Source organism: Allomesorhizobium camelthorni (assembly GCF_011045125.1).
In the GTDB taxonomy this organism is placed as follows: domain Bacteria; phylum Pseudomonadota; class Alphaproteobacteria; order Rhizobiales; family Rhizobiaceae; genus Allomesorhizobium; species Allomesorhizobium camelthorni.
This window is the reverse complement of sequence record NZ_JAAKZF010000002.1, coordinates 260,212-272,724: the sequence shown is the minus strand read 5'-3', so window position 1 is coordinate 272,724 and position 12,513 is coordinate 260,212. Positions and strand designations below refer to the sequence as shown.

Sequence of the window (12,513 nt, the reverse complement as noted above, 5' to 3'; positions counted from 1 at the left end):
CGCTCGTTCTGGTAGCCGCCGTGGACGCCGCACAGCCGAAATTCAAGCTGAGACGCTACCATTCCGCCACGGCTCTGCGCTGGGCTATTCGGCCGGAAGAAAGGCCGGGCCGACCAATCTCACACGCCGCTTCGCCGGTTCGCCGGACGCCGGCGCGGCCTCGGAGGGCCCGCCGGAGATGCTGGCAAAGGTGCTCATGTCAGGCCGGGGCGTCGGCAAGGGAATGACGACATCGGTCATCTTGAACGGGGTGACTGACCGCGCCCTCGCCTCCTCGACGCGCCGGTGATAACGCTGCAGGTCGCAGGCGCGGAATGCCGTGGCCTCGCGATAGGCGAAGGCCGACGGCAGCTCCGTATAGGGCTTTCGCGTTTCGACCGACACCATCTCCTCGGTTTCGCGGCTCACGTCGTCCAGCGTATAGACGTCCATGCCCTCTTCGCCGCAGATGAACCGGCAGCGGTCGAGGGTGGCCTTATAGTCGTCCTCCCCGACAAACTGGGAATGCGGCGGCGGAAACAGATAGCCGTCCGACAGCCTGACGCAGAACAGCATCGCCGGCGCCGGCGCCGCGCGGGCGGTGCGTTGCCGGCCGGGCGACGCCGCGCATCCGAGCGCTGCGAGCCTCCCCCGGATCGCCGCAGCGTCATCCGGCCCGGCGAACCCGCGGCTAGAAACCCGGCTTATCTGCCGCTGCACAGCGGCGCGGCGCTTTGCCAGATCGGCGCAGGGATTGAACCAACCGCCCCGTTCTCTGGTCGCGGAACACTGACGCTTGCGTTCGAGAGAGCGGATCGCCGCCAATTGCCGGGCAAGCTGCGCGGCCTCGGGATTGGCGCTCACGGAACGGCCGACCGTGCGAAGCTGGCTGCGCAAAGCGCTGCATGCGTCGGCATGGGCGTAGGACACGGCCGAAACCGTCAAGATGAATGCGGCAATCGCCGAAATGATCGGGGAGATTAGGCGACAGTTATAGTTTGGCTCGACCTGAAGCCAATTGACCCATCGCCCAACTATATAAGAAAAACGTAATTTAGGACCAGCTTGCATTGCCTTCGGCCCCGCACACAATTTGATAATCCGTAGTGCGGATGTGCGGAAGCTGTCAACAACCTGAGGCGCAACCTATGCGCGATGTTTAACGGCGGAGGGTGAATTCTCGCCCGCGTTAACGCCGGCTTATCTATGCCGGATGGCCGACCGTCTGTGCGGCGGAGCGCCTGCGGCCGTGATTGAGCTGCCAGAGTGAATGCAGGACGAGAGAGCCATACCGCCAATGGCGATCAGCAGCAGGCCCCGGGGCGTGATTGGTCTCGGTCGCTGACACGGTCTTGCTCCGTCAAGAAATCCAGCGGCAGCGTGGGTGTGCGGGGCCGGGAGTGTCAGGTCTGCGGCGGGAAGCGCTCCCAACCCCTCGGGCCGAGATGTTCCTGCGGCATGAAGCGCACCTTATAGCTCATCTTGCGCGAGCCGTTGACCCAATAGCCGAGATAGACATGGGGCAGGCCGGCGGCGCGGGCGCGCGCAATGTGGTCGAGGATCATGAAGGTGCCGAGCGAGCGATCCTCGAAGTCCGGATTGAAGTAGGAATAGACCATGGACAGGCCGTCCGCCATCTTGTCCGAGAGCGCCACCGCGATCAGCTCGCCCTGCCCCCGGCCGGTGATGAAGCTGTCCGGCCCGCGCTTGCGGTATTCGATGATCTTGGTGTCGACATGGGTGTCCTCCACCATCATGGCGTAGTCGAGCACGGTCATGTCGGACATGCCGCCCTTGCGGTGGCGGGCGTCGAGATAGCGGCGAAACAGCGAATATTGCTCGGTTGAGGGCTCGGCGTCGTGCATGGCGCCGATCAGGTCGGAATTGCGCTGGATGACCCGCCGCATGTTCTTCGTCGCCTGGAACTCGCCGGCAAGGATGCGCACCGAGACGCAGGCGCGGCAGGATTCACAGGCAGGCCGGTAGGCGATGTTCTGCGAACGGCGGAAGCCCCCCTGCGTCAGGAGGTCGTTCATCTCGGGCGCCTTGTCGCCGACCAGATGCGTGAATACCTTCCGCTCGAACTGGCCTTCAATATAGGGGCACGGCGAAGGCGCGGTCAGGAAGAATTGCGGCGACTGTGTCGTATGGTGCGTCATGGCGCGTAGGTTAGGCTCCCGCGAACAACACTACCATGGCCCCAGCAGCGAAAAATTCAACTCAATATTCGTGATCCTATTGTGATCGTTGTCGACCGATGCGGCCGACTGTTCGCCAAACGCCAGGTCAGCGGTCGGTGCGTGTGACCACGGTTCCGAGCAGCAGATCGTGAACGGCGCGCTTGCGGTCGGTGAACAGGGTCGCAAGCAGGATCAGCGGCGTCAGCACAACGTTCAGGCCCCAGAACAGAACGGAATGAACCACGGCAAGCATGCCGTCGACCCGGTTGCCGTCAAGCCTGTCGAGACGGATGCCCATCATGCGCATGCCGACCGTGGCCTGGTTGGGGCCGCCGAGCGTGTTCCAGACATAGACGAGCGCCACCGCCGGCACGAGAATGCTGAACAGCATCCAGCCGAGGCCGAGCGTCAGGACCCCCAAAATAGCGATCAGTATCGCGAAGGGAATGATGAGGACCGCAACGATCATATAGTCGATGCAGAAGGCGAGCACACGCCGGGTCAGTACGCCTTCATAAGCGCGTACATCGTCCAGCCGGGTTGCGATGATCTCGCCGTCGAGTGCCTGGGTGCCCATTGCCTTTCCTTTCGATAATCCGGGAAGATTACAAGCCGGACGCGCCGGAAATGGTGAAAAGCGGCAAAAACTTCAAGAGCGTGCCGGCTTGCCGTCGCCACACGCCAAGTGGCTCCCGGAAGGTCGGCGCGTCGGAAACTAATCCCTAAGATTACTCGTCTCACAATACGGCTAAGGCCACTTCGCCGACAAATCAGTTTGAAAATGGCCGAATCATGTTACTTTGATGGCAAAAAAGGGGCTTAAAGGGTGGTTACGTTGTGATTCGGGCGGGTGTCGTAAGACCTCGACCAGGGCTTATACGCAGATGGCGTGGCAGGGTTAATTCCCCTTCATTGACGCCCGTTTCTTCGATGTGCGGCTTCTGGGGCCTGATGCGGGCCTACTGGTTCTCGAACCGGTGGAAGGAAGCCTGGACGCTGACGGTGGTGATCGCGCTGTTCACGGCGGCTTCCAGCAAGACCAGCGTATGGATGGCCGAAGCCTCCGGCGAACTCGTCAACTCGATCGCCTACTTCCACGATCCCGGCAACGCCAGCCCGCTGGCCACGGTGCTCGGCAATGCCGGCCTGCTGGTCCTTCTCGTGATCCTCAAGGACGCCGGCATAATCGGCGTCCGGCACCTCTTCTCGACGACCCTCCACCGCAAATGGCGCGGCTGGCTGAACGGCCGCTTCAACGAAGCCCTGCTCGACGCCAATCATACCCACTTTCATTTGCAGCACGGCGCCCGCGATCAGGATGGCGCGCCGCTTGCCCCTCCCGACAACATCGACCAGCGCGTGCAGGAATCCATCAAAGGCATGACAGGCGGCGCGATCGGCCTTGCCATGGGCGTCATGGGCGTCGCCGCGTCGCTGTTCTTCGTCGGCCAGAAGCTGCTCGAGACCTCGACGGTGGTCGCCGGCCTCGAATTTCTGGGCGTCTATGGCGGCGCGATCGTCGCCTTCGCGGCGGTCGCCGCCTACGTGCCGCTGAACACCTTCATCGCCCTGAAGCTCGGCAGGATACTCGAGCAACTGACCATCGCCATCCAGCGCGCCGAAGGCAGCTACCGCAGCGAGTTGACCACGCTTTTACGCCGCAGCTTTCATGTCGCGGCCGCACGCGGCGAAGTCGTGCAGAAGGAGATGCACGAAAGCCTCTACACGGACATCGACCGCACATGGTCGCGCCTGAACTGGTTCCACTCAGGCTACATGTCCTTCGAGAAGATCTACGATTTCCTCGGCTCCCGGATCGTCGCGTACGGCCCGGGGTTGTTGCCCTACATGCACGAAAAGATCAGCCTGAAGGGCTACATAACCGGCGCCGAACTGGTCAATTCGCTGATCAGCCAATGTTCCTGGTTCATCCATGTCATGCCGGCGATCGCGACGCTGAAAGCCAACGCCAGGCGCGTGAGCGATCTCGCCAACGCCATTGAACAAGTGCAGCAGCCGGCCGAATTCTACCGCAGCACCGGCCGGTGCGATTTCCGCTTCGGCAACCAGCATGCGGTGTTCGGGCTGACCGTCCGCGATCTGGAACTGCTGCACGAGGGCGATGACGCGACACCCTTCGTCACCGCGGCCAATCTGCGCTTCCGCCGCGGCGAATGGACCTTCATGAAAGGCGAATCCGGCTGCGGCAAGACCAGCCTCCTGAAGGCGATCAACGGGCTCTGGCCGCATGGCGGCGGCGACGTGGTCTTTCCCGAAGGCGTCCGCTCCTTCTATGCGTCACAGGACATAAGGCTGTCGCGAGTATCGCTGAAGCAGCTCGTCTGCCTGCCCGAGAGCCATTGCGGCCATTCGGACGCAGCGGCCTCATCAGCCCTGCACAAGGCCGGCCTCGGCGAGTTCATCGAATTTCTGGGCGAGACCTGCCGCGATGGAAAATGCTGGGACGAGGTTTTGTCCGGCGGGCAGAAGCAGAAGCTGGTGCTGGCGCGCATCCTTTTGCACCGGCCGGGTCTGCTGTTCCTCGACGAAGCGACGGGCGCGCTCGACGTCGCAGCGAAAACCGCCTTCCACCAGGCAATCAAGGACAATTGTCCCGGCATCACGGTGATCAGTGTCATGCACGAGGCCTCGCCGCCGAAATCGGCGACCGGAGCGGAGTTCTACGACAGCGTGCTCAGCATCGCTGACGGCGTCGCGGTCAAGCATCCGCTTCGCGCCACGCTTCCGGCCGAACTCACGACGATCCTGGAACAGCCGGTCGCGGTAAGCAGGTTGGGCATTCCGCGTCTCCGCCGGAAGGACGGGACCAGCCAGCCCATCCGGTAAAGTCGCCGCGGCGTTGGGCTGGGTATGCTGAGAATCGGGTCAGGCCGGCATCACCTGATTCCGGGCGCGGCGGCCGTCGAGCCTCGGACCACGAGCTCGACATCCAGTATTTCCTGCCGGATCGTCCCGTCGAAGCCGAGAATCGCCTGCACGGCCCGGCGGCCAATCTCGACGATGGGCTGCGCGACCGTCGTCAGTGGCGGGATCGAGACGGCGCTTTCCGGCACCCCGTCGAAGCCGATCACCGATACCTCGCGGGGAACGTCGATGCCGCGCTCGCGCAGCCAATCGAGCGCCTCCAGCGCCATGCGATCCGACATAGCCAGGATTGCCGTCGGCGGCTCCGCGGCCGCGAACAAATGCTCCATGCCGGCGCGGGTGGACGCTTCGTCGTTTTCGGTTTCGTAGATCGGGACTGCCTTCACGTCGATCCCATGCGCGGCAAGCGCCTCGAAATAGCCGCGGACGCGGTCGCGCGTACCCGAATAGATGGCGTTTTGCGCACGCTCCAGGGTCGTCGGCCCGTAGCCGGTCTCGATGGTCGGCAACGCGAGAACGGCGAAGCCCCGGTGGCCGAGTTCGGCAAGGTGCCGGGCCGCCATGCCTGCGCCGGCGACGTCGTCGACACCGATGGTGGCGACCGTGTCGTCACGCTCAGCGAAATCCAGGGTCACGAAGGGCAGCTTTCGCTCCCGGGTCAGTTCGACCAGGCGCGACCCGCCCTCGACGCAGAAGACGATGAAGCCGTCGACGAGTGCGCTCTGGATGTTCCAGGCGAGTTGTTCCTTATTGGCCGCCGAGACCAGCGATATCCCCGCGCCGGTGGCGTCGCAGGCCTGGCTGATGCCGGACATAACAGTGCGCGCGAACGGATCGTCGAAGAAATAGGAAAGCGGCTCGGCAGTCGCCACGCCGATCGCGTTGACCTTGCCGGCACGCAGCAGCCGGCCCTTAGGATCCGGGCCGGCATAGCCGAGCTTTTGCGCGGCCGTGAAGACGCGTTCCCTCACCTCGTCCCGCACGATTTCCGGGCGGCTGAACACGTTGGAGGCGGTTCCATGCGAGACGCCGGCCTCCCTGGCCACATCCGCAAGCCTGACCGGTCTCGTCATTCGTTCTCCTTGCCGCGATCGAGGCGCCGTTTGGGCCACAGATAGCATAGCGCTTGGATCGATTCAAATTTTACTTGACATCATCGCCGATCGGATTATTTTTGAATCGATCCAATCGGAAGCATGGTTCCGCCGATTGGATCGATCCAAGCTGAAAGCGGAGGCCGCTATGCATCCCGTCAACTATTTGTTCGAAGACATCTACCGCAACCATTGGGGCATCCCGAAAGGCAATGCCTGGAACGAGCGCAAGCGCTGGTACGCCTCGCGCCGGAAGCGCTCGGCCCGCGACGCAGCCGCGATTTGACGGGTCAGTCATTGAATCGATCCAAAGGAATGAAGGAGGCTGCCATGCATCCTATCCATCTTCTGTTCGAAGACATCTATCGCAAGTACTGGGGCATCCCGCGCCCGAAGCGCGACGAGGATGCGCTGAAGGAAGCGCCGGTCAGGCCACGGATCCACCCCTTGCAGCGCCTGCTCCGGCTGCCGTGAGGATGGCGGAGCCGTTCTTATCTAATAGGCGACTGCCGTCGGGATTCTCCTGCGTTTCTGCCCAATGAGGCTGAAGCAGCTTCCGATCCTTCGCAGGCAAAGGAATTGCGATCGCGAGTTTAGTTGTCGTTGGCGAGCGATTCGGAAATGATTTCCATGGCGGAGCGTAACGAGGGCAAGCTGTCGACGACCACGGCCCAGACAATCGGGTCGGCGATCTTATGATATTCATGCCGCAGCACGTTGCCTATGCCACGAACTTGCTTCCAGGGAACGTCCGGAGCAAGCGCAAGCAGATCGTCAGGTATGTGACGAGCAGCTTCGGAGATGATCTCCAAGCCGCGCTGGACGCCATGCTTCAACAGCCAGTCAGCCTGAAATTCTTCAAGCGTCTTGCCGGCGGTCGCTGCCTCGATGCCATCGAGTGCCTCCAGTATTTCCGCCAGGATGGGGCCGATCTTGCGCTTAGCCATCAGAACACGCGGACGGCCGAGCGCTCGATGTCTTCCTTCAGCATCGGATGGAGACTGTCGCGTGTCGTGACGTCCACTTCCACCGCCATCTCCTCTTCGAGCAGTTGCTTGATGGCGATAAGATCGAGCAGAGAAAACCGTCTGCTGGCGTCATAGTCGATGAACAGGTCGAGATCGCTGCGCCCGGATGTTTCGTCGCGTACAGTCGAGCCGAACAGGTAAAGCGCCGTGGCGCCCATGCCCTTCACGGCATCCGCGCTTTTCCGCAACTTGCTGATGGCTTCAGTCCTGTTCATGCCTATATCCTACAGCAACGCAGCGCTCCCATATAGAACCGGTCGCTCACCTCCGCAGCAGCTCCGCCACTTCCGGCGCGAAGTAGGTCAGGATGCCGTCGCAACCGGCTCGCTTGAAGGCGAGTAGGCTTTCCAGCATCGCCTTCTCGCCGTCGATCCAGCCATTGGCGGCGGCGGCCTTGATCATCGAATATTCGCCCGACACCTGGTAGGCGAAGGTCGGCATCGAAAACTCGTCCTTCAGCCGGCGGATAATGTCGAGATAGGGCAGGCCCGGCTTGACCATGATCATGTCGGCGCCCTCGAGAATATCCTGCTCGGCCTCGCGCACCGCCTCGTCGGAGTTGGCGTGGTCGAGATAGTAAGTCTTCTTGTCGCCCTTGAGCAGGCCGGCGGTGCCGACAGCCTCGCGGTAGGGGCCGTAGAAGGCGGAGGCGAATTTCGTCGCATAGGACATGATCGCCACGTCCTGGAAGCCGTTGGCGTCGAGCGCGTCGCGGATAGCGCCGATGCGCCCGTCCATCATGTCCGACGGCGCGATGATGTCGGCGCCGCTCGCCGCCTGGATGACGGCGGCAGCGGCGACCTGCTCGACCGTCTCGTCATTGACGATGACGCCGTCGCGCAGGATGCCGTCATGGCCGTGGCTGGTGAACGGGTCGAGCGCGGCGTCGGTGATGATGCCGATCTCGGGCACGGCGGCCTTGATGGCGCGGGTGGCGCGGTTGATGACGTTTTCCGGATCGAGAATGTGCGAGCCGGTCTGGTCGCGCCGGTCGATTTCGATGTTCGGGAAAGTGGCGATGGCCGGGATGCCGAGCTTCGCCGCGCGCTCGGCTTCCGTCACGGCCAGATCTAGCGTCAGGCGGAAAACGCCCGGCATGGCCGGGATCGGCTCGCGCCGCCCCTCGCCTTCTATGACGAAGATCGGCCAGATCAGATCGTCCACCGTCAGCCGGTTCTCCTGGACCAGCCTGCGCGACCAGTCCGCCTTGCGCATGCGGCGCAGGCGGCGGCTGCCGGTGATTTCGTCGACCGAGCGGACGCCGGCGGGCTTTGCGGGGGTGAATCTGTTCATCGGCCTGCCTCCGGATCGCCGGTCTCTAGCACGCCGGGGCGTTCATCGCCAATGCGGCAGCTTGTGCCAGGCGCTTTTGCGGCGCGCCGTTTCCCGACAGGATCTGCGCCGCCCGCGCATTGCGGCGCGGAAAAAGCGCTACAGGCAATCACCCAGGCAATGCGCAAGATATCAGGCATATCCCCTCCCCTCCAAACCTGCCATTGACGCGCCCGTCCGCCCTCCTTTAGCACTTAAGCTCGGCAGGGGCCGCAAGGGATTTTTGCAACGATGGATTTTGGCGGCGGCGATGAGATCCGTTTCGAGCGAAGCGGCAAGGCCGGCATCGTCACGCTGACCCGCCCGAAGGCGCTGAACGCTGTCACCCACCGCATGGTCCGGGCGTTGAGCGCGGCGCTTGCGGCGTGGGAAGCCGATCCGGGCGTGGCGGTGGTGGTGATCAAGGCCGAGGGCAAGGCGTTTTCGGCGGGCGGCGACATCCTCGACATCTATGAAGCGGGCCGCGCCGGCAATCCGCCGATCGACTTCTTCGCCGACGAATACCGGCTGAATGCGGCCGTCGCCCGCTTCAAGAAACCCTATGTCGCGCTGATCGACGGCATCGTCATGGGCGGCGGCGTCGGCGTGTCGTTCCACGGCTCGCACCGGGTGATGACGGAGAATGCGGTCTTCGCCATGCCCGAAGTCGGCATCGGTTTCTTCCCGGATGTCGGCGGCAGCTTTCTTTTGTCACGCATCAAGGGCAGCTTCGGCATGTATCTCGGCCTGACCGGCAGCCGCATCCGCTACGGTGACGCGCTGTGGGCGGGGCTCGCCACCTATGTGGTGGCCGCCTCGAAGCTCGACGGCCTGGTCGAGGAGCTCTGCGCGACGGGCCGGCCGGACGCTGCCCTGAAGAAGGTATGCCATGTGCCGCCGCGCGAGACCGACGATGCGACGCTGCATCTGATCGCGCAGTCCTTCTCGCGCGAAAAACTGCACGACCTGCTCACCGGCCTGCGCCGGCACGCGGCCGAGCCTGCCGGCGAGTTTGCCGCAGCCGCGCTCGCCACCATCGAGAAACGCTCGCCGACCAGCGTCAACGTCGCCTTCCGGCAGATCAATATGGGCGCGATGCTCGACATGGACGAGTGCATGCGCATGGAGTTCAGGATCGTCAACCGCATGCTCTCCGGCCATGATTTCTACGAGGGCATCCGCGCCGCGATCATCGACAAAGGCTCGAAGCCCGAGTGGTGGCCGGCGACGCTGGACGACGTCGACCCCGCCGCCATCGAGGCCTATTTCGCGCCGCTTACGGGCGGAGATCTGGTTCTGTGAGCGTGTTCATGGACAGGCAGCCGGCGATCGGGCTCTCCGCCGTCGAGATCGCTTTCGCCTGGTTCCAGCGCATCATCGCCGGCTATTGCCTGCTGTTCGGCGTGCTTTATTGGGTGCGCCTGATCGGCATCTATGACGGCGCGCTGTGGCGCTTCGACCTGATGCCGGTCCACTGGCAGATCGCCGCGGTCACCCTGTCGGTGTTTTATCCGTTCGCCGCCAGCGGCCTGTGGATGCTGGCGTCGTGGGGACCGGTGATCTGGTTCATCTGCGCGGCGACCGAGATCGTCATGTATGCCGGCCTCCCGGACCTGTTCGGCGCCCGCCCGGCCATCGTCTGGTCGCACGCCTTCGTCGCGCTTCTCTACGTCGCCTTCCGCATCGTCATTTTCTTGCAGAAGCGGCGACAGGCCCGACACGGTTAATTTTATCCGTTCGCGTCATCGTTCATTAAGCCTCTTTCGAAAGCCATGCCCGGTAAGGCATTGTTAAGCTTGGCGTTTAAGTCGAATTTTATGTGCATTCGATAGTGTCGCGATCAAGGTGAGAAACAAAACAATCACCGGGCGACAAACGAGAGGCAAAGACAATGATCAACCAGCGTCAAGCGGCCAAGACCGCTAACGTATCCGACGATCGCCGCGACGCGATCCGCTCCCTTTACATGGAATCGCTTCAGCTCGTCGAACGGCTGCACCGCCGTTTGCTCGACGTCATCAAGGATGAATTCGACCGCAACGGCCGCAGCGACATCAATGCTATCCAGGCACTGCTGCTGTTCAACATCGGCAATTCCGAGCTGACCGCCGGCGAACTGCGCTCGCGCGGCTATTATCTCGGCTCCAACGTCTCCTACAATCTGAAGAAGCTGGTCGATCTCGGCTTCATCAACCACCAGCGCTCGCGCATCGACCGCCGCTCGGTTCGCGTCAGCCTGACGCCGAAGGGCCAGGAAGTCGCCGAAGTGGTGGCCGGGCTCTACGACCGCCATGTCGGCTCGATCGAGCAAGTCGGCGGCATCAACACCGAAGAGTTCAAGCAGATGAACCGCGCCCTGCAGCGCCTCGACCGCTTCTGGAACGATACGATCGCTTACAGGATGTAAGGACTACGCCGATATTGCTGGCTTGCCGCAGCGGCTTTCGCTCGCGGCCGGCAGCAGCGGCAAACGAGCAACACTTTTCAAGCAAAGCCCACGCCGGCGACGGCGCGGGCTTTCTTTTTGGTCTTCGTCACGGCTACGTGTCCATGGCGGTCACGCTAACGCCATAATCCAGTGAAAATCCGGATGCTGAACTGACCGTCAAGCCGGATGCCGCTTGCCGACGCCCACATCCCTTCGTTGCATTCAGGACAGGGGCGGCGGGGGATTATGGTTGGCCATTTGTTAACGATGGCCGCCATAGAATCCGGATGAAATTCGTCCGTTGTCGAAACGCAGGATCGATGTCTGGAATGTCCATGAAAACAACCCGCCGCTTCTTCCTCTCCGGTGCGGGCGCGATCGCCGCAACCGCATTCGCGGGCGCCGCCAGCGCCCAGGACGTGATCGGCGATATCCTCAAATCGTCGCGCCGCGGCAACTGGGACGACACGTTCGACGCCCGCGCCAGCGAAGGCGGCAAGGTCGCCTCGAACCTGCCGATCTTCTCGCCGCAGACGGTCTCCTACATCGAGCAGGCTGTCGCCCGCTATCAGGGCATCGTCGCCCAGGGCGGCTGGCCGATCGTTCCGGCTACCAAGAAGCTGAAGCTCGGCGTCATCGACCCGGACGTCGAGGCGCTGCGCAAGCGGCTGATGATCTCGGGCGACCTGTCGCAGAACGCCGGCATTTCGCCGGCCTTCGACACCTATGTCGACGGCGCGGTCAAGCGGTTCCAGGCCCGTCACGGCCTGCCGTCCGACGGCGTCCTCGGCCAGTATTCCTATGCCGCGATGAACGTGTCGGCGCCCGTCCGCCTCGGCCAGCTCGAGACCAACCTGGTCCGGCTGCGCAGCATGTCGGGCGATCTCGGCTACCGCTATGTCATGGTCAACATCCCGGCCGCGCAGATCGAGGCGGTCGAAAACGGCCGTGTGGTGCTGCGCCACACCGCGATCGTCGGCAAGATCGACCGCCAGACGCCGATCCTCAATTCCAAGATCAACGAAGTCATCGTCAACCCTTACTGGAACGCGCCGGAATCGATCGTCCGCAAGGACATCATCCCGCTGATGCGGAAGAACCCGCAATATCTGACCGAAAACAGCATCCGCATTCTCGGGCCGGACGGCAACGAGCTCGATCCGACCACGATCGACTGGAACACCGAAGACGCGGCGAAGTTCCGTTTCCGTCAGGATCCCGGCGCCGGCAACGCCATGGCTTCGGTCAAGATCAACTTCCCCAACCCGCATGCCGTCTACATGCACGACACGCCGCAGCAGAGCCTGTTCTCCAAGCTGATGCGCTTCGATTCGTCGGGCTGCGTGCGCGTCCAGAACGTGCGCGACCTCGTCACCTGGCTGCTGCGCGGCACCGAAGGCTGGGACCGCCAGCGCTTCGAGCAGACGATCAAGAGCGGCGAGAGCACGCCGGTGCAGCTTGCCGATCCGGTCCCGGTCTACTTCACCTATGTCTCGGCCTGGTCGACGGGTGACGCGGTGGTGCATTTCCGCGACGACATCTACGCCCGCGACGGCGTCGACGAGCTGCAGATTTCCTCCGCACTCTGAGCGTTCGGGAAATTTCAA

At 63.0% G+C, this 12,513-nt stretch carries 14 protein-coding genes; 7 read left to right on the top strand and 7 right to left on the bottom strand.

The features are described 5' to 3' along the window. Positions 1-84: 84 nt before the first annotated feature. The 3 genes from G6N73_RS03740 to G6N73_RS03730 form a co-directional block, all read right to left on the bottom strand. Positions 85-924, bottom strand: coding sequence for a DUF2865 domain-containing protein (locus G6N73_RS03740; protein WP_246251586.1), 840 nt, complete (start codon positions 922-924; stop codon positions 85-87). Between the two features lie 458 nt (positions 925-1,382). Further along, complete coding sequence (locus tag G6N73_RS03735) at positions 1,383-2,138, bottom strand: arginyltransferase (protein WP_165023522.1); 756 nt, start codon at positions 2,136-2,138, stop codon at positions 1,383-1,385. 127 nt (positions 2,139-2,265) lie between these two features. Next, positions 2,266-2,736 carry an RDD family protein gene (locus G6N73_RS03730; RefSeq protein WP_165023520.1) on the bottom strand — a complete coding sequence of 157 codons (471 nt, stop codon included), beginning with the start codon at positions 2,734-2,736 and terminating at the stop codon, positions 2,266-2,268. 353 nt (positions 2,737-3,089) lie between these two features. On the opposite strand from G6N73_RS03730, the gene G6N73_RS03725 reads away from it, so the two are divergent. After that, positions 3,090-5,006 carry an ABC transporter ATP-binding protein/permease gene (locus G6N73_RS03725; RefSeq protein ID WP_165023627.1) on the top strand — a complete coding sequence of 639 codons (1,917 nt, stop codon included), beginning with the start codon at positions 3,090-3,092 and terminating at the stop codon, positions 5,004-5,006. Positions 5,007-5,056: 50 nt separating this feature from the next. Here G6N73_RS03725 and G6N73_RS03720 read toward each other — a convergent pair whose 3' ends face one another. Continuing rightward, complete coding sequence (locus G6N73_RS03720; protein ID WP_165023517.1) at positions 5,057-6,118, bottom strand: LacI family DNA-binding transcriptional regulator; 1,062 nt, start codon at positions 6,116-6,118, stop codon at positions 5,057-5,059. A gap of 169 nt (positions 6,119-6,287) precedes the next feature. Here G6N73_RS03720 and G6N73_RS03715 point away from each other — a divergent pair, with 169 nt between their 5' ends. Together G6N73_RS03715 and G6N73_RS03710 are read left to right on the top strand one after the other, a co-directional pair. Then, complete coding sequence (locus G6N73_RS03715; protein WP_165023514.1) at positions 6,288-6,425, top strand: hypothetical protein; 138 nt, start codon at positions 6,288-6,290, stop codon at positions 6,423-6,425. Positions 6,426-6,469: 44 nt separating this feature from the next. Then, positions 6,470-6,613, top strand: a complete 144-nt coding sequence (locus tag G6N73_RS03710) for a hypothetical protein (protein WP_165023511.1) — start codon at positions 6,470-6,472, stop codon at positions 6,611-6,613. Positions 6,614-6,732: 119 nt separating this feature from the next. Here G6N73_RS03710 and G6N73_RS03705 read toward each other — a convergent pair whose 3' ends face one another. The 3 genes from G6N73_RS03705 to hemB are packed head-to-tail and all read right to left on the bottom strand — an operon-like array spanning position 6,733 to position 8,460. Continuing rightward, positions 6,733-7,086 (bottom strand): HepT-like ribonuclease domain-containing protein, encoded by a 354-nt coding sequence (locus G6N73_RS03705; RefSeq protein WP_165023508.1) that lies wholly within the window; start codon positions 7,084-7,086, stop codon positions 6,733-6,735. After that, a complete protein-coding gene (locus tag G6N73_RS03700; RefSeq protein WP_165023505.1) occupies positions 7,086-7,382 on the bottom strand; it encodes a nucleotidyltransferase family protein in 297 nt (98 codons plus the stop codon). Before G6N73_RS03700 ends, G6N73_RS03705 begins: the two co-directional genes overlap by 1 nt. A 46-nt stretch (positions 7,383-7,428) precedes the next feature. Continuing rightward, positions 7,429-8,460 carry a porphobilinogen synthase gene (hemB, locus tag G6N73_RS03695; RefSeq protein WP_165023502.1) on the bottom strand — a complete coding sequence of 344 codons (1,032 nt, stop codon included), beginning with the start codon at positions 8,458-8,460 and terminating at the stop codon, positions 7,429-7,431. 270 nt (positions 8,461-8,730) lie between these two features. Here hemB and G6N73_RS03690 point away from each other — a divergent pair, with 270 nt between their 5' ends. The 4 genes from G6N73_RS03690 to G6N73_RS03675 all read left to right on the top strand — a co-directional run bounded on the left by G6N73_RS03690 (position 8,731) and on the right by G6N73_RS03675 (position 12,495). After that, positions 8,731-9,780, top strand: coding sequence for an enoyl-CoA hydratase/isomerase family protein (locus tag G6N73_RS03690; RefSeq protein WP_165023499.1), 1,050 nt, complete (start codon positions 8,731-8,733; stop codon positions 9,778-9,780). A gap of 8 nt (positions 9,781-9,788) precedes the next feature. Further along, positions 9,789-10,205 carry a DUF6163 family protein gene (locus G6N73_RS03685; protein ID WP_165023496.1) on the top strand — a complete coding sequence of 139 codons (417 nt, stop codon included), beginning with the start codon at positions 9,789-9,791 and terminating at the stop codon, positions 10,203-10,205. A gap of 164 nt (positions 10,206-10,369) precedes the next feature. Further along, positions 10,370-10,885 carry a transcriptional regulator LdtR gene (gene ldtR / locus G6N73_RS03680; protein WP_008836742.1) on the top strand — a complete coding sequence of 172 codons (516 nt, stop codon included), beginning with the start codon at positions 10,370-10,372 and terminating at the stop codon, positions 10,883-10,885. A gap of 356 nt (positions 10,886-11,241) precedes the next feature. Beyond that, positions 11,242-12,495, top strand: coding sequence for a L,D-transpeptidase family protein (locus tag G6N73_RS03675; RefSeq protein ID WP_165023492.1), 1,254 nt, complete (start codon positions 11,242-11,244; stop codon positions 12,493-12,495). Positions 12,496-12,513: the final 18 nt, after the last annotated feature.

Coding starts and splice junctions, on each gene's coding strand:
- G6N73_RS03735 (WP_165023522.1), bottom strand. CDS start 2,138: ATGACGCACCATACGACACAGTCGCCGCAATTCTTCCTGACCGCGCCT.
- G6N73_RS03690 (WP_165023499.1), top strand. CDS start 8,731: ATGGATTTTGGCGGCGGCGATGAGATCCGTTTCGAGCGAAGCGGCAAG.
- G6N73_RS03685 (WP_165023496.1), top strand. CDS start 9,789: ATGGACAGGCAGCCGGCGATCGGGCTCTCCGCCGTCGAGATCGCTTTC.
- G6N73_RS03715 (WP_165023514.1), top strand. CDS start 6,288: ATGCATCCCGTCAACTATTTGTTCGAAGACATCTACCGCAACCATTGG.
- ldtR (WP_008836742.1), top strand. CDS start 10,370: ATGATCAACCAGCGTCAAGCGGCCAAGACCGCTAACGTATCCGACGAT.
- G6N73_RS03720 (WP_165023517.1), bottom strand. CDS start 6,118: ATGACGAGACCGGTCAGGCTTGCGGATGTGGCCAGGGAGGCCGGCGTC.
- G6N73_RS03730 (WP_165023520.1), bottom strand. CDS start 2,736: ATGGGCACCCAGGCACTCGACGGCGAGATCATCGCAACCCGGCTGGAC.
- G6N73_RS03710 (WP_165023511.1), top strand. CDS start 6,470: ATGCATCCTATCCATCTTCTGTTCGAAGACATCTATCGCAAGTACTGG.
- hemB (WP_165023502.1), bottom strand. CDS start 8,460: ATGAACAGATTCACCCCCGCAAAGCCCGCCGGCGTCCGCTCGGTCGAC.
- G6N73_RS03700 (WP_165023505.1), bottom strand. CDS start 7,382: ATGAACAGGACTGAAGCCATCAGCAAGTTGCGGAAAAGCGCGGATGCC.
- G6N73_RS03675 (WP_165023492.1), top strand. CDS start 11,242: ATGAAAACAACCCGCCGCTTCTTCCTCTCCGGTGCGGGCGCGATCGCC.
- G6N73_RS03725 (WP_165023627.1), top strand. CDS start 3,090: ATGTGCGGCTTCTGGGGCCTGATGCGGGCCTACTGGTTCTCGAACCGG.
- G6N73_RS03705 (WP_165023508.1), bottom strand. CDS start 7,086: ATGGCTAAGCGCAAGATCGGCCCCATCCTGGCGGAAATACTGGAGGCA.